The 24102-nt window shown below is 49.8% G+C and carries 19 protein-coding genes and 1 pseudogene; 1 reads left to right on the top strand and 19 read right to left on the bottom strand.

The window, feature by feature from the left end:
* Window positions 1-81: 81 nt before the first annotated feature.
* A complete protein-coding gene (locus tag LOY36_RS07930; RefSeq protein WP_258672861.1) occupies window positions 82-1191 on the bottom strand; it encodes an acyltransferase in 1110 nt (369 codons plus the stop codon).
* A 320-nt stretch (window positions 1192-1511) separates the two neighbouring features.
* Here LOY36_RS07930 and LOY36_RS07925 point away from each other — a divergent pair, with 320 nt between their 5' ends.
* A complete protein-coding gene (locus LOY36_RS07925) occupies window positions 1512-3521 on the top strand; it encodes an acyltransferase family protein (RefSeq protein ID WP_258672860.1) in 2010 nt (669 codons plus the stop codon).
* A gap of 123 nt (window positions 3522-3644) precedes the next feature.
* Here LOY36_RS07925 and LOY36_RS07920 read toward each other — a convergent pair whose 3' ends face one another.
* From LOY36_RS07920 to rpsA, 18 genes and pseudogenes are all read right to left on the bottom strand, one after another.
* Window positions 3645-4997, bottom strand: a complete 1353-nt coding sequence (locus tag LOY36_RS07920) for a hypothetical protein (RefSeq protein WP_258672859.1) — start codon at window positions 4995-4997, stop codon at window positions 3645-3647.
* 99 nt (window positions 4998-5096) lie between these two features.
* A pseudogene (locus LOY36_RS07915) lies at window positions 5097-6163 on the bottom strand (glycosyltransferase family 4 protein).
* Between the two features lie 38 nt (window positions 6164-6201).
* Complete coding sequence (locus LOY36_RS07910) at window positions 6202-6831, bottom strand: acetyltransferase (protein WP_018929837.1); 630 nt, start codon at window positions 6829-6831, stop codon at window positions 6202-6204.
* Complete coding sequence (locus LOY36_RS07905) at window positions 6831-8480, bottom strand: glycosyltransferase (RefSeq protein WP_258672858.1); 1650 nt, start codon at window positions 8478-8480, stop codon at window positions 6831-6833. The genes LOY36_RS07910 and LOY36_RS07905 overlap by 1 nt, the downstream gene beginning before the upstream one ends.
* Complete coding sequence (locus tag LOY36_RS07900) at window positions 8471-10756, bottom strand: glycosyltransferase (RefSeq protein ID WP_019650506.1); 2286 nt, start codon at window positions 10754-10756, stop codon at window positions 8471-8473. The genes LOY36_RS07905 and LOY36_RS07900 overlap by 10 nt, the downstream gene beginning before the upstream one ends.
* Window positions 10746-11516, bottom strand: a complete 771-nt coding sequence (locus tag LOY36_RS07895; protein ID WP_018929840.1) for an ABC transporter ATP-binding protein — start codon at window positions 11514-11516, stop codon at window positions 10746-10748. Before LOY36_RS07895 ends, LOY36_RS07900 begins: the two co-directional genes overlap by 11 nt.
* Window positions 11513-12295 carry an ABC transporter permease gene (locus LOY36_RS07890; protein WP_026286697.1) on the bottom strand — a complete coding sequence of 261 codons (783 nt, stop codon included), beginning with the start codon at window positions 12293-12295 and terminating at the stop codon, window positions 11513-11515. Before LOY36_RS07890 ends, LOY36_RS07895 begins: the two co-directional genes overlap by 4 nt.
* A 101-nt stretch (window positions 12296-12396) precedes the next feature.
* A complete protein-coding gene (locus tag LOY36_RS07885) occupies window positions 12397-13482 on the bottom strand; it encodes a DegT/DnrJ/EryC1/StrS aminotransferase family protein (RefSeq protein WP_019650505.1) in 1086 nt (361 codons plus the stop codon).
* A gap of 10 nt (window positions 13483-13492) precedes the next feature.
* Window positions 13493-14587: a GDP-mannose 4,6-dehydratase gene (gmd, locus tag LOY36_RS07880; protein WP_018929843.1), complete on the bottom strand. Its 1095-nt coding sequence runs from the start codon at window positions 14585-14587 to the stop codon at window positions 13493-13495.
* Between the two features lie 101 nt (window positions 14588-14688).
* A complete protein-coding gene (locus LOY36_RS07875) occupies window positions 14689-16062 on the bottom strand; it encodes a phosphomannomutase (RefSeq protein WP_258672857.1) in 1374 nt (457 codons plus the stop codon).
* A 148-nt stretch (window positions 16063-16210) separates the two neighbouring features.
* On the bottom strand, window positions 16211-17653 hold the full coding sequence (locus LOY36_RS07870) for a mannose-1-phosphate guanylyltransferase/mannose-6-phosphate isomerase (RefSeq protein ID WP_026345962.1): 1443 nt from the start codon (window positions 17651-17653) through the stop codon (window positions 16211-16213).
* A 423-nt stretch (window positions 17654-18076) separates the two neighbouring features.
* The gene (rfbA, locus tag LOY36_RS07865; protein WP_019650502.1) at window positions 18077-18985 is read right to left on the bottom strand and encodes a glucose-1-phosphate thymidylyltransferase RfbA; all 909 of its coding nucleotides are present in this window, start codon (window positions 18983-18985) and stop codon (window positions 18077-18079) included.
* Window positions 18982-19875: a dTDP-4-dehydrorhamnose reductase gene (gene rfbD / locus LOY36_RS07860; RefSeq protein WP_018929847.1), complete on the bottom strand. Its 894-nt coding sequence runs from the start codon at window positions 19873-19875 to the stop codon at window positions 18982-18984. Before rfbD ends, rfbA begins: the two co-directional genes overlap by 4 nt.
* Window positions 19872-20948 carry a dTDP-glucose 4,6-dehydratase gene (gene rfbB / locus LOY36_RS07855; protein WP_019650500.1) on the bottom strand — a complete coding sequence of 359 codons (1077 nt, stop codon included), beginning with the start codon at window positions 20946-20948 and terminating at the stop codon, window positions 19872-19874. Before rfbB ends, rfbD begins: the two co-directional genes overlap by 4 nt.
* 228 nt (window positions 20949-21176) lie before the next feature.
* Complete coding sequence (locus LOY36_RS07850) at window positions 21177-21416, bottom strand: LapA family protein (RefSeq protein WP_019650499.1); 240 nt, start codon at window positions 21414-21416, stop codon at window positions 21177-21179.
* A 27-nt stretch (window positions 21417-21443) separates the two neighbouring features.
* The gene (ihfB, locus tag LOY36_RS07845) at window positions 21444-21740 is read right to left on the bottom strand and encodes an integration host factor subunit beta (protein WP_003369729.1); all 297 of its coding nucleotides are present in this window, start codon (window positions 21738-21740) and stop codon (window positions 21444-21446) included.
* Between the two features lie 150 nt (window positions 21741-21890).
* Window positions 21891-22169, bottom strand: a complete 279-nt coding sequence (locus LOY36_RS07840; protein ID WP_019650498.1) for a hypothetical protein — start codon at window positions 22167-22169, stop codon at window positions 21891-21893.
* A 217-nt stretch (window positions 22170-22386) separates the two neighbouring features.
* Window positions 22387-24078 (bottom strand): 30S ribosomal protein S1, encoded by a 1692-nt coding sequence (rpsA, locus tag LOY36_RS07835; RefSeq protein ID WP_018929851.1) that lies wholly within the window; start codon window positions 24076-24078, stop codon window positions 22387-22389.
* Window positions 24079-24102 lie beyond the last annotated feature (24 nt).

Raw genomic sequence — 24102 nt, 5'->3', positions numbered from 1 at the left:
GAGAGCGGTTTTGTATACCGGCGCACTGAGCGACCACCTTAGTTAATAGCTCATCAGTCTTCCGAAAACCCCGACCACGCGTTAATTCAATCTGCTTTCGTTCAACGGCTCAGATGTTTTTGAAAAGGCTGTACGCAACGAAGAATCGCGGTACTTACTCAAGAATATTTTTCCTGCACGCAGCCCATACCGCTCCACACTTTTATGCATAGCGAAACAGACTAAAAACAATACAACCAAAATCTGGGCTTTTGCGGGAATAAAAACCAGACCTAAATAATCCACCAAGGAGGATATATAACCCCAAAGCCAATTATGAAATAAGTAAACCGCGAATGTCATGTTGGAAATCATACGTATCAAGGGCCCATCTTCAATTCTCAGTCGCAAGCTCCATCCTAATAGAAAAATCATGACAGCATAGAGCCCATAATTAAACTCTTTCCAGTTAGGTTGATACTTGGCGACCATAAAGAGGAAACAGCCAAACAAAACACAAAACGCACCGATGCATAGATTTTTTTTGGCGCTTCCGGTTTCCCAAAGATAAACACAAGCGCCCATAAACAGAAACGTTGAGTAAATCGTTTGGTAGGCCAAGGGAAGATTTGCGGCACTAGGAAAAGGCGGTAGTAAAACAATCGCAGCAACAAGAGCAATAAAAACAATAGGTAAATAGTTCTGGCGTCTGAACAGGCCTAATGCCTTGACGATGGCCATAACTATATAGAAAGCAATCTCTAGCCTGAGAGTCCACTCGACCCCGCCAAGAGCCAAAGGAGTTCCAAAAAAATCGCCGATCAAAAGAAGTCGTGGCACCCATACTGAAAAAGGGGGAAATGCGACGCCTCTAAGGTAGTGATCGAATAAACCCTCCATTAATACCGCTACGATAAAAAGCGGATAGATCCTGAAAAATCTTTTTAGCAAGAACTCAAGCGTCGATTCCGATTGCAGCACGTGAGTGATGATATATCCAGATGTCAGAAAAAAAACAACGACACCAGCACCACCGCCATAGCACAACGGAAGGATTGCCTGTGCGAAATACCGGACAGTTACATGCAACGCCTCATTAGTAGAAGCAAAAGCCAGTGAGTCATACATCTTGTGAGCAATAAGCACACTGATAAATGCAAATATTCGCATTACATCGAGAAAAACGATTCTATCGATGATTCTGTTAGCCATTTTTTGACCGCACATAAAGGAATTGAAGACCGATGACCGAGGGAGTCATTGCGACAACGGGCATTCTACAAGCCTTGATTGTCACTGTCAGGTTTCGTACACACCGATTTGAAAGAAACCACCAGCAATGGCACCTCGTTCATCGGCGACGATTTCGACAGCCTAAAAATCAATTGTCGATAGCTGATCATCCCCTTAAGATGCCTGCCTGATCGGGATCGGTTACGCCTGTACTTTGTCGCAGTCCCCGAAAAATGAGCTTGCTCAGGTCTTCTACCAACACTATGAAGCATGGACACCGAAGGGATTATATTTCCAGAATGTTACGCATCGATAAAAGCTCTTCAGTGAGTACATCACCCCCACAGAGTTATCATCCTGTCTACCGACCCGATATCGATGGCTTAAGAGCTTTTGCGATCCTCGCCGTAGTCATTTTCCATGCCTTCCCTACCCTTCTTACAGGTGGATTTGTTGGAGTCGACGTTTTTTTTGTAATTTCCGGCTATCTTATCTCAAGCATTATTTTCAAGAATCTGGAAAGCGGTACGTTCAGTTTTTATGACTTTTACAGACGTCGAGTACGCCGAATATTTCCTGCGTTGCTTCTAGTATTAGCTACGACATTCGCGTTTGGCTGGATAATACTGCTGGCAACTGAGTTCCAACAGCTAAACAAACATATAGCCGCCGGACTTGGTTTCGTCCAGAACATTATTTTATTTCAAGAGTCCGGCTATTTTGACGTCAGCTCTGAGCTAAAACCGCTCACGCACTTGTGGTCGCTTGGCGTAGAGGAACAGTTTTATCTAGCTTTTCCAATTATCTCGCTATTCATATGGCGCTGGAACCTAAACGCTCTGATAATTATTGCGCTGATGCTACTGGCATCTCTGTACTGCAATATCGTCGAAGTTACAACTAATTCCTCTGCCGCGTTTTTCTTACCGCAATACCGTTTCTGGGAACTGCTATGCGGCAGCGTGCTAGCCTACATCATTGTAGTAAGAAAGCCCGCCCCTTCATCTTTAATAATTCCTCATTTCACCTCGATTTCCGGCCTTGGGCTATTGATAGCATCCGTTGTATTAATTAATAAAGGCCTTCAGTTTCCAGGGTATTGGGCAATCCCTCCAGTGTTGGGATCTGTGCTAATCATCGCCTCAGGCCCTAAGGCCGTGATCAACAAGTATATTTTTAACAACCGAATTGCTGTTTGGATCGGCCTTATCAGTTACCCGCTATATCTGTGGCATTGGCCGCTGCTTACCTTCGCTAGAATTATCGAATCTGAAGTACCAAGTCCACAAACAAGAACAGTCGTTATTCTGGCAAGCGTAGGACTTGCATGGGCGACCTATCGATTCGTCGAAAAGCCGTTCAGAGCAAAATCCAACCCGAGAGTAGTTTTTAATGGACTAATAGTTACCGCAATTGCTTTCGCTTCTATTGCCACATTAACCGTTGTCAACGGTGGCTTTCCATTCCGACAAAAAGACCGCGAAGAATTTGCGCAATCATTCGCAAACACAGCCCCTGACTGGAATTACTTCACAAACAACGAGACGGCTGCCCGCTTCCGGATGGACTGCGACTTTTATGATACAAAGAGTTTTTTTAAAGGAAAAGCCACCAATATTCCCGCAAGTAGTATAGCCCCGAGTTGTTACACACCTACTGCGAACAAAAAAATTCTCTTATGGGGCGACTCACATGTTCAGCAACTTAACTATGGTCTTCAGCATACACTACCGGACAGCGTTTCGATTCTCCAGGTAGCCAGTTCAGGATGTTTCCCCAATCTTCCGGACAAGTTCCAAACTGAAGCCGAGTACTGCCGAGTATCCAACCAGACAGCACTCGACGTTATAAAGAGAGAAGCGCCCCAAGTAGTTATTATTGCGCAGATCACAGGGCATGATACCGTGAACGACTATACCGCGATGACAAAACTACTGAAAAGTTATGGCGTGTCCCACATTGTTATCGCAGGTCCGGTTCCCAAGTATCAGGCGAGCCTCTATCAGATCATTACAAGGAAGTATTGGTTGTACACTCCAAGGCGTATCATTGACGATGTGGACAGCTCCGTATTCGAAGTGGATGCATCCCTTAAAGCAAAGTACGGAAATGGTCAAGGTGGCTTTGAATACTTTTCAATGACTGATCTATTTTGCAATAAAGACGGATGCATCACCTATTTAGGAAACGATCGCAAGAGCGGATTGGTAACCTTCGATGCAACACACTTGACCTCAATTGCATCGGTCTACGTCGCTAAAACCGCGCTGACAGAGGTTATTCTTAAAGATCTCAAGATGAATCCATAAAGAAAATGTAACTTCGGCCAAATCCAGGCTGATAAATAAAAATGCTTTTGGAGCCGACATAACAAGATTAATCGGCTCCATAAGTAAAATCATTCACACTTCCCAAAAACCGGGTATCAGCAGTCAGGGCAACTCATATGAAATGCAAGCCATTGCTGCGCTTGTGATCCCCAGAGACACCGAAGAGAGAAACAGAAAGACCAACGAAAGGATCAGCCAATGCTGGCAGATTGTGGCTTTGAATGCTCCCCATTCGAACCGGGTAATAACCGCGCCAAACAACACCAGGTAAACCGGCATAAAGAATCGTGTCTCTACCGCTCCAGGCAAGATAGCCAACACCGGCAGAAGAATGGGGGCTAGGTAAGCCGCCTCAATCCATCGTTTTTCCTTACGCAACCAATAAATCAACACACAGAAAAACAACAGACAAAAGCAAAGAAACGATACAACACTTTTGTTTGTGGATGACTTCTCGGCATAAACAATGCCATCACGCACATCCAAACCATTAACAAGGTGCCGGCCATAAATACCTAAAAATTGCATCGGATGTCTTAGAACCATGGAAAGATAGCCGCGCATATTAGGCTCAGAGAACGATGACGCATCAAGATCCCGAAGGGCGACACCTGCAGGATCACGATAATAAAGACTCGGCGCTGGACTGTCTTTACCTGCATAGGTCTCATAACGCTGGACTACGACTCCCCAATAGAGCTGCTGGGCCATCAGTGGTTTTCCTTTCACCATGGCAATCACTAATGGTGTAGCAGTCCCATGTATACGCTTGTTAATCAACATCTGGGGCGTAGCAACGATTACTGCGCCGAATAAGAAAACAAGCATTCCAAAGACGCGCAAACGCCAAGGTTTACCTCGCATAAACACGAATAAAACAACGAAAAAAAGCGCCATTGCTGCGAACAAATAAATTGTCCGAACATTATAGGCTGCGCTGACAGCGGCTCCGGATAGAAATAACCAGCCTAACCAATATTTTGAGTTCGCGCGGCTCGCCAGTATCACACTAATGATGAGTATAAGTAGTGCGGGCAAATCAGACAATGGAAACAAGAATAAACCAGGAAACAGCAAGAATGTGAGCAATGCAAAGGCTGTCCGTCGCGCGAAGGACAGTTTACCGCCAAAGGTCTTCAAGAAAAAATCAGCAATAGGGCCTGTTAGCAAATAAGCATAAACAGCAGAAGATACGAACTGAAAAACCACTCTACCGTTATCACCGACCATATCAGCAAGTGCGTGAACCGGCATCAGTACAAGTGGATAAAAATATCCACGAGCCACTTCGGGAAAATTGACTATAACTGAAGGCGAACTAAGCCCCCAGTACAAACTCGAATCAAAAGGATAGAAGGAGATATCCATGACCCGATGAACTAAAAAAGTCAGCAAGAACACGGTAAAGCAAGAAAAGACCCGCTGCCGGCGCTGAAGCAACCCCAATAAATCCATAATATTCTCTACGCCTGGTTTTTAACGCGCTATTTTTGTCATTTTCCGAGCACAACATAGACGCTACGTTCTAAGTTATATCTCGGCTTTCAATATTCATTACTTCAAAAGCGAGTGATATATTTCACTGTAGGACTTAACCATATCATCGGCCTTGAAATACTCTTCATAACGTTTTAGAGCATTCTCTCCCATTTTGGCGGCCCCATAGGGGTCATCCCACAACTTCTTCATAGCGCTTGCGAGAGACACACTGTCTCCCGGGAGTGCCACACAGCCCGTTTGACCTTCGATATTGATGTACGTCGTACCTGTTCCGATTTCACAGGAAATCAGTGGTTTTCCATACATCGCTCCTTCGAGAAGGGTAATCCCGAAAGCTTCGGACCTGAGGTGAGAGGGAAATACCAACGCGAAACACAGACTCATCAATGCAGCCTTATCGCTGTCAGGTAAGGCACCGACAAAAAAGACATTCTCCAGCTTTGCATCTTTAGCCTTCTGTTTCAGTGCCGCTTCCATGGGACCTTTACCCATGATCACGACAGGCAGCTTTGTCTGCTGTGCCGCCTCCAGAAGAAAATCAAGGCCCTTGTAATAACGAAGCGCGCCTACGAAAAGGAAGAAGCGCTCACCCAACGCCTCACGCCAATGAGCCTTCGATGCATCAGTAACCTCAGGGTATGTATTGCGATCTATACCAATGGGGATGACCTTAACCTTATCTACATACTTCCCCAGCGTTTCGCTGCTTGCAACATAGTTAGGTGACGAAGCAACGATTACGTCCACATTTCGAAGAAACGCGTGCAGGAGCGGATTATAGAGTCGAAGCAACGACTGCTGTTTCACGATATCCGAGTGATAAGTGACAACGGTTGGCTTCTTGATTCTGGTTAGAAAGTGCACCATATCCATAAATGGCCACGGAAAGTGGTAGTGGATAATATCTGCCTGTTTTGCCAGCTCGAAGAAATCCTTGATCGCCCCGATTGAAAACCCGGTTGAGGCCACTTGAAAATTCTCATACGACCGGTGGGTCATATGATGTCCGAGCCGTTCATTGCGCATCGCGCCACGTGGACTAAGATAAAGGACTTCAGACTCGATACCGTGCTGTCTCCCCCTTCAGCGAGCTGAAAGATAACCTGCTCTACACCACCCATGGTATCGGGGTAGTAAGTCTTGAAAAAATGCAGGATTTTCAATGTTTGCGCCCCAGAAACTTCGCGGGAACTCCAACATAGGTACCGGCCTGCTCCAGATTACGATGAGCGCACGCACCGGCGCCCAGCATGACATCGTCTGTTATCTGCAGTCCATCGATCACCGTTGAGCCAGCCCCCAGGAAGCAGCGATCACCAACACGACTGCGACCCGCAACTACAGCACCGACGGAAATGTGGTTGTAGTCACCCACTGTGCAGTCATGCTCAACGATCGCGCCGGTGTTTATAATACAGCCGCGTCCCACCGATGCCATCGGTCCAACATGTGCGTGATGAGCAATAAAACTACCTTCACCGATTTGGGCCCCGACGCCTATCGTGGCCCTGGAGGAGATGAGTGTCGCTAACCGCCATCCTTGCTGAATGACCCATTCACACTGCTCTATTCTTTTTCTGTTGTCGCCTGCCGCCGGCATGACTGACCAATCTGCGGGCAGCTCAAAGTCCACTGACGCTTTCACTGGAAACGAACAAAACGATTCGCCTTGTTTAGCCTTAGCGTCGATAAAACACAATTGTGTTATTCCCGATGCAAGCGCGACGTCAGCCACACTCCGGGCATGACCACCGAACCCCAGAATCAGCATCCCTGTGATTGGACTCATTATTGGCCCTCCGAAGGGCTACCGCCGCCTTCAGAAATAGCTTCAAGAACGGTGATATGCTCATTCACCACATCTGTCCAGGTACGCTGAATCAGGCCCTGATAGATATTTTTCTGTAGTGTAAGAAGCTCTTCTCGATGAGAAAGAGCCCATTCAATACGATGAGCCATATCTTCCCAATCAAACGGGTCAAAAAATGTCGTATCTTGCAGTTCTGGCTGATCAAGTATCTCCTCGGTAACCGCGATTCGAGCCATAACCACAGGAGTGTCTACCGACAGCGCCTCGGTGAATGTGAACGGGCACCCACCTTCGCTAAGGCTAGGGTTTACTGCCAGATCCGCTAACTTGTAACAAGCCGCAAGTTCCTGCACCGTCAAACCGTGCAAGCATAGAACATCGTTCTCCAAACCGTGTTCGGCAATAAATTTTTTGACAGCTGGATACCGCTCGGGATCACCGGTCAGAACCAGTTTGTGGCTGACATATTTTTTTCTTAAAAGAAACTCGTACGTCCGCAACAACATCAACAGGTTTTTGTTCGGTCTAAACTGACTCGCATAAAATATGAACTTGAACGAAGTATTTGCAAAGCCTACCGTGTAATTCTTATTTGAGGATTTTCGCATCGCACTAGCGAGAAGTGTTTGAGAGTAATGAAGCGAGGTGGCTTCCAGATCTGCAAACCCACGGGTTGTCACCCACTGGTTTAGCATATTCGGCGCATGATGAATCACCGCTACATTAGAAGCGCGTATCGAATACTGATCGACCAATGTCTCCCACTTGATCGCGTTGCTATAGGTAACGTAATGCTGCCCTGTCTGGATCGATCTACGGACATCCTCATAGGTCTGCAAAAAGCGTTCGCCTCCCACATTTGAGAACCCGACAGGGAAGTCCGATAGCACCACATCCGGCACACACATCAAGCGTGGACGATTTATTTTGTTGAAGGCTGGCCAGAATGCAGTAGGACTGTACCAGGCTTTCACATCAGCCAGGTTATCAATCAAGCGAAGCATCCGCTCCGACTCAATCCGCTCCATTCGCTTATAAAGCCGGAATATGAAAGCGTCGTCTTTCGGCTCCCCTACAGCCCCTTGAGCACGTGATACATAACGCCGAAACGGTCGCATCAGTCGTTTAAAAACAAACTTGAATTTTATGAAAAAAAGAACGATTAACGCCAACACAATGATTGGACTAAACAGGAGCAGAAGGCTGGCAAGAAAAGCGCCCTCTATCAACAGCAATATCAGCCCTGAGTAAGAATCGGTCGTCACCAATTGATGCTCAACGTGGTCAATGGCAGCTCTTTTAATCGCGGCAAAACCATTGGAAATTCTTTTAAGTATTCCCGGCTTCCGCTTTCGTTTCTTTCTAGCGATGTAGGCTTCGTAGACGCGCAACACCATCGGCTTTTTCGAGGGTGAGACTAATTCGAAGCGCTCTTTAGAGACACCTTCGCTGTGAAATAGATCTTCAAGCCCCTCTTTTGACCAACTGGGGCATACAAGTACAAAACGGATATCTTCTCGGTCCCCTGCCCCTTTCAAGAAGGCAGCCAGGTATCTACCCAATCCTTCGTGACGAAGATCTAAACCTGGTGCGTACGCCAGGTAGATACCATATTTTTTTATAGACACTCTCGTATGACTCCCCAATATTGTGCCGCCAACTTCTCAACGCCTTGTTCTGCCAATACCTCAGGCGATGGAAGCAGGGCCTTCTTGGACAAGTAAGTCAATTCCATTTCTTTCAGCTTATGTGCCATCTCTTTATAATCGGCAGCATTCATCCACGACAACTGCAGTGAAAATTGAACATCCATCTCATGCATAGCTGGATAATTACTACTCAAAGCTGGCACGCCTAAGCTAGCCGCTTCAACAACACTGAAGGTGCCGTTATCAATTTTACCTGCATGCCATAAAAACGTAGCATTTGCCAAAGCACAGCGATACTCAAAGTCCGGGAGTTCGCCGAGCCATTTAACTTTTTCCTTTAACGCAGCGCTTGTACCAACGAGTGTAGACAGGGACTTAAGATGCGGCAAACCACGCTCTAGCAGATTCTCTGTATTCACACCCGTCACATGACAGAAAAACTGCCCACCCAGAGTTTCATAGTAAAACTTAAGAGCTTTCAATGCATTTTCATGATTTTTATGCGCACCAGCATTTGTTGTCCACAAGAAATACGGATGATCAGGTGTCGATACTATTTCTGGCTCAACTTTTGAAAAATCGGGAGCAAGCATAGGCACTTTGGCGATTCGATTTACTTCCACACCGGCATACTGAATGGCGTCCTGCTTTGTAAATTCAGTCGTAACAAGAACTTTCTGTGCCCTGCGCACGGCACTAATAAAGTTTTGATCGCCGTTTTTGGAAAGTACCTTTTCATATCGTTGAAGATAATCATAAACCATGAATATGCATGGTCGCAGAGGTACCAAGGGAGCCTGCACCCGATCAGAGACAACGATCCATGCATCACAATCCAAAAGCTGTTTGATACCATCATCCGGGACAATATATTTTACGCTGTCAGGTTCCCAGCCTTCGTGACCGGCATACCGCATAGCCCTACGTGCTGTTTGCGCATCGAGGGTTTTCCATTTAAATGTGCGCTGCTGAACCCTCTCATTCTTATCTGAAGGATCTTCCGACTGGTCGTCAGCAGACTTCAAATGCAAGAGCACTACGTCGACATCTTCTCCCCATTGCCTGCTCCCTTCATGCAAAGCTTCCGCCAATAACTTGGCTCCACGAAGGCTCCCCCCTCGATATTCGACAGGGACTACAACAGCAATTTTCTTACGTTTTATTGGCCGCTGGCTTTGTTCTAAACGGCTGACTTCCAACTCTTGCAGGATTTCTCTGAAACCGTTTATCCAAGCAGCTTCGCAGTTCTCTGCACGCATGGGCTCCAGCAACACTGCCTGGCTGCTGCGGACTTGCTCAATGAACGCTGAGTCATCATTCAAGATGCGACGGATTTTCTCTCTGGCTTCTTTGACAGACTCGCATCGGCCAGGAAGGGTCGCTCCCCCCATGCGATCGAGGATGCCACCACTCATGAAGATCAATGGCATACCGACACGAATAGCTTCGAAAGGATGATAATGAATATGGTTAGGCTCGCTTGAATGATAAAACATCACTCGCGACTCTCTCATATTACTTTCGTGCTCTTCGTTGGTGACAAACCCCAACACATTCGGATCATCCACTTCTATCGGTTGAGAGCCACCGATCTTGTATGGAAAACCTTGCATATCTGAGACAAATTTCTCATATACTTTTTTATAGTAGCTACTAAAACCAATATCCGGACATACAAAAAAAATGTGTTTCTGACTGCCATTCCAAACATCATTGATCCGGCAATCACTCAAACCCAGCGGTAAAAATGCCTTTCGTTTTTGCAGATACATGGACTCAGAATCTGCAAGATGCTCGTAGGCGATGCCTAACCAAAGGCGTCGCCCAAGTTTCTTTACTGACTGTGTACCCAAGGTCAGGATCTTGACGACTTCGGAGTAACTTAATGTTTTATCCAAACCATAAGCACGCCAGATTGCTGCACCACTGAATGATCGAGCAACCTCATTCATAAAGCCTTTTGAATGACAGATGAAAAAACACACATCAAAATATTTATTAGCGATTTCCCACGCCTCTTTCGAAGGTGAGACAAACCAATTTTGCGCGTTCAACACCGCCAGATCTTCGGCCGGAATAGTCAGATTGGCATCCTCTGAATAGTCTATGCTTGCCGAACGAAAACCGATTTCCTGTGGAAATGACTTAGGGAGAAAAAACTCTGTGACTCCCAAGGTTTTGAGCATCTGCAACTCGAAACGACGAGCCGCACCATGATTCAGCAACCACATGACACGAAACGGCTTAGTTTGCATCAGAAAGTCCATTTATCTTTTTGTATTCCGCTATAGCGTCTGTTATCTCACCATCGAACAACAACTCACCATGATGGAACACCAAACCCCGGGTGCAGATGGATTGCAAGGCACCAAAGTCATGAGAAGCCAGAACGAGTATTTCGGCCTTTTCGATCAAACTGGTAATACGTACTTTAGCCTTTGCCATAAAGTTGGCATCGCCAGCACCGATCACCTCATCCAGCAACAAAATGTCGCCACCAACCGTAGTAGAGATAGCAAAAGCCAGTCGTACCTGCATCCCGGCAGAGTACGTTTTAATCGGGTAATCAATAAACTCGCCCAGATCGGCAAACGCCACAATCTCGTCGATCTTCTCTCGCATGAACTTTGGCGACAAACCAAGCAGTAAACCACGGTAGAGAATGTTCTCACGCCCCGTGGCATCCGGTTCAAAGCCCAAGCTCAGATCAAACAGCGAACGAACCTGGCCTTGTACCACCAGTTCACCGCTGGAGATTGGATACAAGCCGGCGACCGTCTTGAGGAATGTGCTTTTGCCCGCGCCATTATGCCCAAGAAGCCCCACGCGTTCGCCGCTGACAATTTGAACATTTATGTTCTTGAGCGCATGAATATCAGCGACGTGATTGTTGGCATCTTTTTTTGAGAAGATATTGGCCAGCAAGGATTTTAATGAACGTTCCTTATAAGCCGCGGCCGCGTAATGAAGGTTGACGTTCTTTACATTGATCTGATTGATTCTATTCATTCTCATAGGTAAAAAATCACCTTCCGCTCTGCTTTGTAACCAACATACATTGCAATTAGCCCAAAGAACAAAGCAGTACCTAAACTAAATGTATAATTTGCAAGTGTTGGCCACTCCCCTTGCAGTAGCGGCGCCCTAAACAACTGTAGAATGTGATAAATCGGGTTGTAATCAACCAGCGCATGCAGCCCGCCGTTTTGAAACATTTTCGCTTCAAAGTACACCGGAGACACAAACCATAATGATTGCATCACAAGCCCAAGCGCATGGGGAACATCGCGAAAACGGGTGCTGATGTAGGATAGAAGTGTGGATACAGGCCACGCTATCAAGGCAACGACAGGGAATATCGTTAGCGTCGCCAACCAGCTCCATCCGAAATTCTGAGGCATCATGATTGCCACCCAGAGATAGAGCGAAACGCTGGCCAGCATGAGCACAATTGAACTACCGAGCACTGTTCGCAAGGTATAAATGGCCAAGGGATGATTACATTGTTTAATGTAGGCATCCGCCTGAACGAAAGACAATGACCCGCCAATTGTATTAGCGGAAATAAACTCCCAAACTACGATTCCTGATAGAACATAGGGTGCGTAGGTTAATACGTCCGTATTGAACAGCCGGCTGAACACCAGCGTCAGGAGTATCGTCATACCCAATGGCTGGATAATTGACCACGTTACGCCAAAAAAAGATCGGCGCCAGCGAGAACGCAAATCAGCTAGAGCAAGATGCACCCAAAAGTATCGAGCAGCCCACACGCGAGAAAAATACGAAAACATTACTTCCCCTGAATAATTAAATTCGAAAGCCTGGACATTATTCGTCCTCTTTGAATTTTATGAGAATTGAGACTGTTACCAGCCTCAATCCCAACGCAACATCAGCTGGCAAAGTAAGCCCGAATTTCATCTACTACTTGCTGCACCTGTTCACGGCTCAGCGTCGGATAACTTGGAAGGTTCACCCCTCGCAAGCTGAGGTCCTGCGCTACCGGGAAGGACTCATCCGTCTTGCAATGTGGCATATGGTGAGCAGGAGCGAACAGAGGACGTGTCTCAATGCCCTTGTTCTTCAGATGATCACGCAATGCCTGACGCTGACTCTGATCATCCAACAGTATCGAGCACATCCAGTAGGAGTGACGAGTACCTGGCTGCTCTGCGTGCATCTGCAGCGGAAGCCCTTCGAGCGCTTCGCGATACCAGTCTGCAACCTGACGCTTAAGAGCGATGATCTCGTCTGCACGCTCCAACTGGGCAAGGCCAATGGCTGCGCAGATGTTGGTCATCCGATAGTTGAATGCCAACTCATCGTGCCAATACTCGCGGGTCTTGGACACACCCTGGCTTTTAAGATGACAGGCTCTCTCGTGGATGTCCTTGTTCTTGGACACCACCATTCCACCCTCACCGGTGGTAATGGTCTTGTTGCCAAAAAAGCTGAACGTGGCGACATCGCCAAAAGTCCCTACGTGCTGACCTTTGTACAGAGAGCCGAAAGCTTCTGCACAGTCTTCGATCAGCAGCAGATTATGCTCTTTACACAGCGCGACGACTTCATCCATGTCACACGCCAGACCGTACAAGTGCACCACCATGACGGCTTTGGTTTTCGGCGTTATGCGGCTTCGGATGTCTGGAACGCTGACGTTCCAGGTATCAGCCAGGGACTCAGCGTACACGACGCTGGCCCCGGTTTGCATAATGGTGTTGACCGACGCCACGTAAGTGAGCGTTGGGACAATCACCTCATCGCCAGGCCCAAGCCCCAGAGCGGCCATTGCCAAGTGCAGGGCTACCGTGCCATTGCTCACCGTGGTCGCATGTTCGGCACCGATGTATCGGGCAAACTCGCTCTCAAAGCGGGAGATGAATTCTCCGCGAGAAGAAATCCAGGTCGAATCAAGACACTGGTTTACATATTCCTTTTCGCGGCCGCCCAGAAAGGGCTGATATACCGGTATCATCCCAGTCCCCTTATTCCTGACCCTTGAAGTATTTAAAGCCGTGTTCAGCGACCAGCTTGTCGCGTTTGGCTTCACTCAGATCTTCACGCATCATTTCTTCTACCAGCTCAGCGAAGGTAGTACGTGGTACCCAGCCCAGTTTGGCTTTGGCTTTGCTTGGGTCACCCAACAGCGTCTCAACTTCGGCAGGACGGAAATAACGTGGGTCGACGGCAACGATGCATTTGTTGGTTGCGACGTCGTAACCTTTCTCGTCTACACCCTGGCCTTCCCAACGAATCTTGATATCTGCTTCTTTCGCTGCAACTTCAACAAACTCCCGAACGGAATGCTGTTCACCGGTAGCGATCACAAAGTCGTCTGGTGTTTCTTGTTGCAGCATAAGCCATTGCATTTCCACGTAATCACGGGCATGACCCCAGTCACGCAGGGCGTCCATGTTACCGAGGTACAGGCAGTCTTGCAGACCGACCTTGATACGTGCCAAGGCGCGCGTGATCTTACGGGTTACGAAGGTTTCGCCGCGGATCGGAGATTCATGATTAAAGAGAATACCGTTGCAGGCATACATGCCGTAAGACTCACGGTAGTTCACGGTGATCCAATAGGCGTACATCTTGGCGACGGCATATGGGGAGCGGGGATAGAAAGGCGTGGTTTCTTTCTGAGGAATTTCCTGCACCAGACCATAAAGCTCGGAGGTGGATGCTTGATAGAACTTGGTTTTCTTCTCAAGACCGGCGATCCGGATTGCTTCAAGGATGCGCAGTGTACCCATGGCATCAGTGTCAGCTGTATATTCTGGTGATTCGAAGGAAACGGCTACGTGGCTTTGTGCCCCGAGATTGTAAACTTCATCTGGTTGTACTTCCTGCACGATGCGAATCAAGCTGCTCGAATCGGTCAGGTCGCCGTAGTGCAGTTTCAGATCATAGCCTTTCTTATGCGGGTCGTGGTAAAGATGGTCAATACGGTGAGTATTGAACAAGGAGGCACGGCGCTTGATACCGTGTACCGAATAACCTTTCTTGAGCAAGAACTCAGCAAGGTAAGCACCATCTTGACCAGTAATACCCGTAATCAACGCTACTTTCTTGTCGCTCATTTTTTCACCAATTTAAATTAATCAATCGAACAGTAAGTCTCTATCGGAGAGCCAACTTATCGCTGCCCCTCACCTTCCCTCTGGAAGTGAGAACCGTTTTTTCATTCCATATTTCTACTGTTCAGCAGTCCCTCAATTTCTTTAACTTTCAACGCCACCAGCGCTGGGTCTCCTTTACTTTCCACATTCAATCTCAACAGAGGTTCTGTATTTGAGCCTCGGAGATTAAATCGCCAGTCAGAAAATTCCAGACTGACTCCATCGGTTTGATCAAGGTGAGGCCCGTGAGGTAAATAATGTGCCAGGACCTCTTCCAGCGCCGCTGACACATCGTTCACTCGATAATTGATTTCACCACTGCATGGATAGGCGGCAATGCGCTCATCGACAAGCTGGGCCAGATTTTTTCCCGACGCAGACATTAATTCGGTCACCAATAACCAGGGAATCATGCCGCTGTCACAGTAGGCGAAATCCCGGAAATAATGGTGAGCACTCATCTCGCCGCCGTAGATCGCATTCTCCAGACGCATGCGCTCCTTGATAAAGGCATGCCCGGTTTTGCATTGTACTGAAACACCGCCCGCCAATCGAACCTGATCGATCGTGCTCCAGGTCAGTCTGGGATCATGGATGATTTTGGAGCCTGGGTTCTTCTTGAGCAGCATTTCCGCCAGCAGACCAACCAGGTAATAGCCCTCGACGAAGCGGCCATCCTGGTCGAAGAAGAAGCAGCGATCAAAGTCACCATCCCACGCAATTGCCAAGTCGCAGCCGTTTGCCAGCAACGATTGCCGTGTCAGCGTGCGGTTCTCTGGCAGAAGCGGATTGGGCACACCGTTGGGAAAGTTGCCATCGGGCTCGGCGTTGATGACCACCCATTCGAAGGGTAGCTTTTGGGCCAACTGCCGCAACACTGGCCCGGCAGCGCCATTGCCCGGATCGGCAAGTATTTTCAGCGGTTTGAGATTCGCAACGTTGACGTAACTGAGAAGGTGCTCAATGTAGGTCGTCTTATCCAGTTCGAATCGAACTTCGCCGGGGCTTGCAGCCAAGGCTCCCAAATCACCACTTTCCACACGGTCGCGTATGGCATTTAGCCCGGTGTCGCCACTGATAGGCCGAGATTCGGACTTCACAAGCTTCATCCCGTTGTAACCCTTGGGATTGTGACTTGCGGTGATCATCACTCCACCATCCGCCTTGAACGAGCTAGTGGCAAAGTAGACTTCTTCGGTGCCACACAAGCCGATATCGATGACGTTGGCACCTGCCTCGAGCAAACCACGTGTCATCGCCTCTGCCAGCATCGGGCTTTCGAGCCGCATGTCCCGCCCCAGCACAATGTTTTTGCCCTGTAGCTCGACAACCATGGCCCGGCCAATCCGGTAAGCAACCTCTTCATTGAGATCAGATGGCACTTGGCCGCGAATGTCATAGGCTTTGAAACACTGGGTTTTGATCGGGGTATTCATACCGCTCTCTTGCTGAGGTATGTGGAAGCGAAGCCGATTAACGGCTCTGCTTTCTCGTCAGGATGGAAATGCATCAGGACCAGCCCAGATGCAAAAAAGCCTGACCGGTGGAAATCCACCGATCCGGCTTGTAACTGCGACGGTACTCTTACTTATCGACGCGGCCGTAATTATCTTCAAAACGAACAATATCGTCCTCGCCGAGATAGTCACCACTTTGTACTTCAATCATCACCAGGTCTATGACCCCAGGATTCATCAAACGGTGCTGATGACCAGCACGAATAAACGTGGACTCGTTGGTGTTCAACATCAGCTCCTGCTGATCGTTGATGACCTTAGCCATCCCGCTGACAACGATCCAGTGTTCGCTTCTGTGATGGTGCATCTGCAAGGACAACGAAGCCTTGGGCTTCACCACAATGCGCTTGATCTTGAAGCGCTCGCCGTTTTCCAGGGTTGTGTAGGTCCCCCAAGGGCGATGAACGGTACGATGGAGCAAATGCACCGTGTGGCTGGCCGCCTTGAGCTGATTGACAATATGCTTTACGTCTTGGGCGTGATCTTTGTGGGCGATCATCACCGCGTCCGGGGTATCGATGACCAGCAGGTCCTCAACCCCGACCAGCGCAGTCAGTCGATCTTCACTGTTTACATAATTGTTACGGGAATTGTGGGACAACACCTCGCCTTCAAAACGATTGCCATCTTCATCAGGCTCGGTCAGTTCACTGACCGCGTTCCAGGAACCGATGTCACTCCAACCAATATCACAAGGGATGGTCGCTACCTTGGAGGAGCGCTCCATCAATGCGTAATCGATGGAGATGTCTGGAACCTCTGCGAATGCATCGGCATCGAGTGCCAGGCAACGATACTTGTCAGAGATGGTAAGGCGCGAGCTTTCAATGGTTTTACTGACAGCTTCCACCACGTCCGGGGCATGCTGACGAAGCTCTTCCAACACAGTGCCAACCCGGAAGCAGAACATCCCGGAGTTCCAATAGTAGTTGCCCGCGCTGACGTAGCCTTCAGCCGTTTCAAGATTGGGCTTTTCGACGAAGCGCGCAACTTTCAGACCACCCTTCAGGGGCGCATCTTTTTGAGCTTCAATGTACCCGAACCCTGTTTCAGGATAGGTCGGCTGAATACCAAAGGTGACCAGCCAGCCTTCGGAGGCAAGCGCAACTGCACTGGCTACCGCCGCCGCAAATGCTTTTTCGTCTTTGATCAGGTGGTCTGCCGCCAACACCAACATTTGGGCGTCGGGACCATGCGAAGCTTCCAGTTGAAGCGCCGCAGCAGCGACGGCGGCAGCTGTATTACGCCCGAAAGGCTCAAGGATGAAACCTTGCGAGTGCTTGTGCGTGTTGACCGCACCGTACTCGTCTTCGGTCTTGAACAGGAGCTCACGGTTGGTCACCGTAAGAACTTCCACAACACCTTCCAGACGCGAAGCACGAAGGAACGTTTTCTGGATTAGATTCTGGCCATCTGGCAGATCCATGAACGGCTTTGGATGGGCCTCCCGGGAAACAGGCCATAACCGGCTGCCTACTCCGCCAGACAAAATTACGGGAATCAGTTCCATGCTCTAAATCCTTAATCCCCTTCCGGCAGATTCATCCAGAAAGTGGGCTCAGTTATGTTTCTGGTCATCCTTGCATCGTATGCAATGCAAGTTTTTTGCTCGAGTCGACCGAGGGTGACAGCCAAGCATCAATCCAAACCGGTTGATTTTACACCGAGTACGCCTCCCCCTCACTCGCTAGCTCGACCACTTATCCGTATTCCCGCCTCAATTTTTTGAGGCGATCTCGATAAGTCGGAGCCAGGAGTGCGGGCCCAATAAGCCTGAGGCATGCAGCACTGAATGGGGTCAGATAGTTCTGCCGGCCATTCTACAGCTAGTACCGGGAATAAATAACTCATGCGAAGGGCAGATACGAAAATCATTTGAAAACAAACGATTTCTTCAAATCGACATCAAAATAATATCAATCGTCAGCCACGATCAATTCTCACTCAAGCCTCGACAATCCTGCGCCTTCAAAAGCTTTTCCAGATAGGAACCATAACCAGTCTTACTGAGACGCACTGCCTGAGCCGACAGCTCAGCGGCGGAAATCCAGCCACTGCTGTAAGCAATCTCCTCCAGACAGGCAACTTTCAAACCCTGCCGCTTCTCAATGGTATGCACGAAGTGGCTCGCCTCCAGCAACGAATCATGTGTACCGGTATCCAGCCAGGCAAAGCCGCGACCAAGCATTTCGACTTTGAGGGTCTTCTGCTCGAGGTACGCACGGTTGACATCAGTGATCTCCAACTCACCACGCGCGGATGGCTTGATATTCTTGGCGATCTCGACAACCTGGTTGTCGTAGAAGTACAGCCCCGTCACCGCATAGCTCGATTTTGGCTTCAGTGGCTTTTCTTCGATACTCAAAGCGTGGCCGGCAGCGTCGAACTCCACTACACCAAAACGCTCCGGGTCCGATACGTGATAGCCGAATACCGTCGCTCCATGCTCTTGAGCGCTGGCCGAACGCAGATTGTCCGAGAAGTGTTGACCGTAAAAGATGTTGTCGCCCAGGATCAGACAGCAAGGATCCTTGCCGATGAACTCTTCACCAATGATGAACGCCTGCGCCAGACCGTCCGGGCTTGGCTGCTCAGCGTAAGTCAGCTTGATGCCGTACAGACTGCCGTCACCCAGCAATTTACGGAAGCACGGCAGGTCTTCAGGGGTGGAGATAATCAGGATTTCGCGTATACCGGCGAGCATCAACACCGACAGCGGATAGAAGATCATCGGCTTGTCGTAGATCGGCAGCATCTGCTTGGACACGCCGAGGGTCAACGGGTGCAGACGAGTACCCGAGCCACCAGCGAGGATGATGCCTTTACGATTTGTCGTGGTCATTTGTTCAGGACTTCCATAAGCATTCGGGTGACACCACTTTGCCAATCCGGCAAGTGCAAAGAAAAATTGTCGCGCAGCTTCTGAGTATTCAATCGGGAATTCAGAGGGCGGCGCGCCGGTGTCGGGTAGGCGGTCGTTTCGATCGGATTGATCGCTGTGACAGCAAGCTCTTCACCGTTGGCCTTGGCAAAACCGATCACATGGCTGGCATAGCCGTGCCAGGACACTTCGCCGGCGGCCGCCAAGTGATAAAGACCCGCCAGCTCAGGACGCTGCAACACTTGCTGAATAGCCAGCGCCGTCACGTCAGCGATCAGGTCTGCGCCGGTAGGGGCGCCGATCTGGTCGGCGATGACGCTCAGGGTTTCGCGATCCTTGGCCAGGCGCAGCATGGTCTTGGCGAAGTTGTTACCGCGAGCACCATAGACCCAACTGGTGCGGAAGATCAGGTACTTGCATCCCGAGGCAATAATCGCCTGCTCGCCGGCCAGTTTGCTGGCACCGTAGTGATTCACCGGTGCGACGGCATTGGTTTCTTGCCACGGCGTCAGACCTTCACCGCTGAACACGTAGTCGGTCGAGTAGTGAATCAGCCAAGCCCCTAGAGATGCGGCTTCTTCAGCCATAACCTGACTCGCCTGACCGTTCACACGATCGGCCAGCTCAGTCTCGGATTCAGCTTTATCGACCGCAGTGTAGGCCGCTGCGTTGACGATGACGTCGGGTTTAACCTGACGGATCGTCGCGCGCAGTGCATTGAGGTCAGACAGGTCGCCGCTCAAACCATCGACCGGATGACGGTCCAGGGCGATCAGTTCGCCAAGAGGCGCAAGAGAGCGCTGCAGCTCCCAGCCGACCTGGCCGTTTTTTCCCAACAGGAGAATTTTCATGCTTTGTCCGAACGGTCCGTGTAGTTCTGGTCGATCCATTGCTGGTAGCTGCCGCTCTTCACGTGAGCCACCCACTCAGTGTTGTTCAGGTACCACTCGACAGTCTTGCGTATACCGGTTTCAAAGGTTTCTTCCGGTGTCCAACCCAGCTCGCGCTGGATTTTGCTGGCGTCGATCGCGTAACGCTGGTCGTGGCCCGGGCGATCCTGAACGTAGGTGATCAGGCTGGCGTGTGGACGATGAGCAGAGTCTGGACGCAGTTCATCAAGCAGTGCGCAAAGGGTATGCACCACTTCGATGTTTTGCTTCTCGTTATGGCCGCCGATGTTGTAGGTCTCGCCGATCACGCCTTCGGTCACGACTTTGTACAGTGCGCGGGCGTGGTCTTCGACGTAGAGCCAGTCACGAACCTGATTGCCTTTGCCGTAGACCGGCAGCGGCTTGCCTTCCAGTGCGTTGAGAATGATCAGCGGGATCAATTTCTCAGGGAAGTGGAACGGACCATAGTTGTTCGAACAGTTGGTAACCAGGGTCGGCAGGCCGTAGGTACGGCTCCAGGCGCGAACCAGGTGATCGGAACTGGCCTTGCTGGCCGAGTACGGCGAACTTGGCTGATAAGGCGTGGTTTCGGTGAAGAGGTCTTCCGGACCTTCAAGGTCTCCGTAGACTTCGTCGGTGGAAATATGGTGGAAGCGGAAGTTGGCTTTACGCGCATCGTCCAGTGCCGCCCAATAGTGGCGTGCAGCTTCCAGCAAGGTGTAAGTGCCGATGATGTTGGTCTGGATGAATTCAGACGGACCGGAGATCGAGCGATCAACGTGGGATTCTGCGGCCAGATGCATGATGGCATCCGGTTGATGTTCACGCAGGACACGATCCACCTGATCACGGTCGCAGATGTCGACGCGCTCGAACACGTAACGCGAGTTCTGGCTGACTTCGGCCAGCGACTCAAGGTTACCGGCATAAGTCAGTTTATCGACGTTAACGACAGAGTCGGCAGTGTTGGAGATGATATGACGAATGACTGCTGAACCGATGAACCCGGCGCCGCCAGTTACTAGAATTTTCACGCGAAACCATACCCTTGAGTTGCTGACAGGGCCGCCAACCGCGCACCGTCTAATCCATGAATGCAAAAGCCATCAAGTCAGCCATGGCTTCTGACAGAGTCAGTCTGAACCGATGCGGGAATCCCCCCTAATCGGCCAAGCGCAGCATTTTACAGCTTAATGAAGGTTTTACTAATGGATATGGACAAGCTGTGACGTCAACCCAACTCGCACGACGGGATTGTCACATCAGACAAGACGCTTGCGTGAGGCTCTGGACGCACGCCCCAGAAACCACCCCAGAATCGGTCCTATTATCATGCCGACCAGCAGCGCAATCACCATGATCAACGACACAGGTAACTGTGGGCCCGCCCAACCGAAGAACAGCAGGGACACGCGTTGCTGGTTCTCAAGAACGAACGCCAGGATCACCAGAACGAGCAACAGGACAAATACAGCGAGGAGTACGCGCTTGAGGTTACGCATCAGCGGCTCCTTGAAGTGCGGAAGCCGTCAAAGCCCTTCCTCCTCATCTTCGTTCACACGATCGCGCAGTTCCTTGCCTGGCTTGAAATGCGGAACAAACTTGCCGTCGAGGCTGACGGACTGACCTGTTTTTGGATTACGCCCCACGCGCGGCGCGCGATAGTGCAGTGAAAAGCTGCCAAAACCACGGATCTCGATTCGATCACCAGTGGCCAGACATTGGGACATTTGCTCAAGCATGGTCTTGATGGCCAGCTCTACATCTTTGGATGAGAGTAGCCCTTGATGGGTGACAATTCGTTCGATCAACTCCGACTTCGTCATATTTTTCCCTTCTTTTTCAAGCAGCTAGATCAGCGCTTCAAAGGTTTTAGCATGCCCCGAGTAATTTGAACAGCCCGAGTGTTGACATATTGTTCCTAGCAGCGAGATGCCCAATTTCAAGGCACCGGAACTCTGATTGAACCCACACACTCACCTGCAGATAACCAGCATGGTGCGTGTCAGATAGCCCGCGGGATTGAAACCGAAAGGGAATATATCTTCCTCCTTGGCGTCATCAGACCTCACAATGACTTTATAACCTGCCCCTTTACACTCCTTGGCCGCTCGCTTGTGACACCTCTCCCATCCTGAGCCCAATCCCGAACAATCGACCTCTATACCACTGACGCCGCGCACCACATGAGTCTTGGCGCTGGTGGTACAACCTGCCAATGTCATTACTGCTATCACGACAATGAGCTTGTTCATTCACTTCCTTATGCCGGATGCGCAACCCGGCGGTCGTTCACTTCAGACTAAGCCTAGCCTTGAATAGACGATTGACCTGTATGAAGTTACAGACAACTTATGTAGATCATTGGTTTCACGAAAGAAATATTGCAGCGTCAGCACGCTTGGGATTCACCAAATCGCAGACACAAAAAAGGGCGACCGAAGTCGCCCTTTTTCTATGGTCTGACAGAACTCAGTTCTGTTTTTCCATTTGTGCACGCAACAGGTCGCCCAGAGTGGTAGGACCAGCAGCGATGTCAGCAGCAGGCTTGTCTTTCAAGCTCTGGATTGCTTCTTTCTCTTCAGCATCATCTTTCGACTTGATGGAGAGCTGGATTACGCGGCTCTTGCGATCAACGCTGATGATCTTGGCTTCTACTTCCTGGCCTTCTTTCAGAACGTTGCGCGCGTCTTCAACGCGGTCACGGCTGATTTCGGAGGCTTTCAGAGTCGCTTCGATATCGTCGGCCAGAGTGATGATGGCGCCTTTAGCGTCAACTTCCTTCACGATGCCTTTAACGATGGCGCCTTTGTCGTTCTCTTGAACGTACTCGGAGAACGGATCGCTTTCCAGTTGCTTGATACCCAGGGAGATGCGCTCACGCTCTGGGTCAACCGACAGGATAACGGTGTCCAGCTCGTCGCCTTTCTTGAAGCGGCGTACGGCTTCTTCGCCCACTTCGTTCCAGGAGATGTCGGACAGGTGAACCAGACCGTCGATGCCGCCGTCCAGACCAATGAAGATACCGAAATCGGTGATCGACTTGATGGTGCCGGAGATCTTATCGCCCTTGTTGAACTGGCCAGAGAAATCTTCCCATGGGTTAGATTTGCACTGCTTGATGCCGAGGGAGATACGACGACGCTCTTCGTCGATGTCCAGAACCATAACTTCCACTTCGTCGCCGACTTGTACGACTTTCGAAGGGTGGATGTTCTTGTTGGTCCAGTCCATTTCGGAAACGTGTACCAGACCTTCAACGCCTTCTTCCAGCTCAGCGAAGCAGCCGTAGTCGGTCAGGTTGGTTACACGAGCGGTAACGCGAGTGCTTTCTGGGTAACGGGCTTTGATAGCAACCCATGGATCTTCGCCCAGTTGCTTGAGGCCCAGGGAAACACGATTGCGCTCGCGATCGTACTTCAGAACCTTGACATCGATCTCGTCGCCAACGTTGACGATTTCGGAAGGATGCTTGATACGCTTCCAAGCCATGTCGGTAATGTGCAGCAGGCCATCGACGCCACCCAGATCGACGAATGCGCCGTAATCGGTGAGGTTCTTGACGATACCTTTGACTTGTTGGCCTTCCTGCAGGGATTCCAGCAGAGCTTCACGCTCGGCGGAGTTCTCGGCTTCGAGGACGCTGCGACGGGAAACGACAACGTTGTTGCGTTTCTGGTCGAGTTTGATGACCTTGAATTCCAGCTCTTTGCCTTCCAGGTGCGTGGTGTCGCGCACTGGACGGACGTCAACCAGAGAACCTGGCAGGAACGCACGGATGCCGTTAACGTCGACAGTGAAGCCGCCTTTAACCTTACCGTTGATAACGCCCTTGACCACTTCTTCGGCTGCGAAGGCTGCTTCCAGAACAATCCAGCATTCAGCGCGCTTGGCTTTTTCACGGGACAGCTTGGTTTCACCAAAGCCGTCTTCAACCGAGTCCAGAGCAACGTGAACTTCGTCACCGACGTTGATGTTCAGTTCGCCAGCGTCGTTGTAGAACTGCTCAAGCGGGATGAGTGCTTCAGACTTCAGGCCAGCGTGAACGGTTACCCAGCGAGCTTGGTAATCGATATCAACGATAACACCGGTGATGATGGAGCCTGCCTGAAGGTTCAGGGTTTTTAGGCTTTCTTCAAAGAGTTCCGCAAAGCTTTCGCTCATTTTAATTCCTGTTGATAAGGGCGA

Origin of the sequence: Pseudomonas sp. B21-019, assembly GCF_024749225.1 — a bacterium.
Lineage (GTDB): Bacteria > Pseudomonadota > Gammaproteobacteria > Pseudomonadales > Pseudomonadaceae > Aquipseudomonas.
The sequence above is the reverse complement of the archived record's forward strand: the minus strand, read 5'-3'. Positions and strand labels throughout refer to the sequence as shown.

Excerpts from the sequence above, each read along its gene's own strand:
- LOY36_RS07930 (WP_258672861.1), bottom strand. The coding sequence starts at position 1,191 with ATGGCTAACAGAATCATCGATAGAATCGTTTTTCTCGATGTAATGCGA.
- LOY36_RS07925 (WP_258672860.1), top strand. The coding sequence starts at position 1,512 with ATGTTACGCATCGATAAAAGCTCTTCAGTGAGTACATCACCCCCACAG.
- LOY36_RS07920 (WP_258672859.1), bottom strand. The coding sequence starts at position 4,997 with ATGGATTTATTGGGGTTGCTTCAGCGCCGGCAGCGGGTCTTTTCTTGC.
- LOY36_RS07910 (WP_018929837.1), bottom strand. The coding sequence starts at position 6,831 with ATGAGTCCAATCACAGGGATGCTGATTCTGGGGTTCGGTGGTCATGCC.
- LOY36_RS07900 (WP_019650506.1), bottom strand. The coding sequence starts at position 10,756 with ATGCAAACTAAGCCGTTTCGTGTCATGTGGTTGCTGAATCATGGTGCG.
- LOY36_RS07895 (WP_018929840.1), bottom strand. The coding sequence starts at position 11,516 with ATGAGAATGAATAGAATCAATCAGATCAATGTAAAGAACGTCAACCTT.
- LOY36_RS07890 (WP_026286697.1), bottom strand. The coding sequence starts at position 12,295 with ATGTTTTCGTATTTTTCTCGCGTGTGGGCTGCTCGATACTTTTGGGTG.
- LOY36_RS07885 (WP_019650505.1), bottom strand. The coding sequence starts at position 13,482 with ATGATACCGGTATATCAGCCCTTTCTGGGCGGCCGCGAAAAGGAATAT.
- gmd (WP_018929843.1), bottom strand. The coding sequence starts at position 14,587 with ATGAGCGACAAGAAAGTAGCGTTGATTACGGGTATTACTGGTCAAGAT.
- LOY36_RS07875 (WP_258672857.1), bottom strand. The coding sequence starts at position 16,062 with ATGAATACCCCGATCAAAACCCAGTGTTTCAAAGCCTATGACATTCGC.
- LOY36_RS07870 (WP_026345962.1), bottom strand. The coding sequence starts at position 17,653 with ATGGAACTGATTCCCGTAATTTTGTCTGGCGGAGTAGGCAGCCGGTTA.
- rfbA (WP_019650502.1), bottom strand. The coding sequence starts at position 18,985 with ATGACCACGACAAATCGTAAAGGCATCATCCTCGCTGGTGGCTCGGGT.
- rfbD (WP_018929847.1), bottom strand. The coding sequence starts at position 19,875 with ATGAAAATTCTCCTGTTGGGAAAAAACGGCCAGGTCGGCTGGGAGCTG.
- LOY36_RS07850 (WP_019650499.1), bottom strand. The coding sequence starts at position 21,416 with ATGCGTAACCTCAAGCGCGTACTCCTCGCTGTATTTGTCCTGTTGCTC.
- ihfB (WP_003369729.1), bottom strand. The coding sequence starts at position 21,740 with ATGACGAAGTCGGAGTTGATCGAACGAATTGTCACCCATCAAGGGCTA.
- LOY36_RS07840 (WP_019650498.1), bottom strand. The coding sequence starts at position 22,169 with ATGAACAAGCTCATTGTCGTGATAGCAGTAATGACATTGGCAGGTTGT.
- rpsA (WP_018929851.1), bottom strand. The coding sequence starts at position 24,078 with ATGAGCGAAAGCTTTGCGGAACTCTTTGAAGAAAGCCTAAAAACCCTG.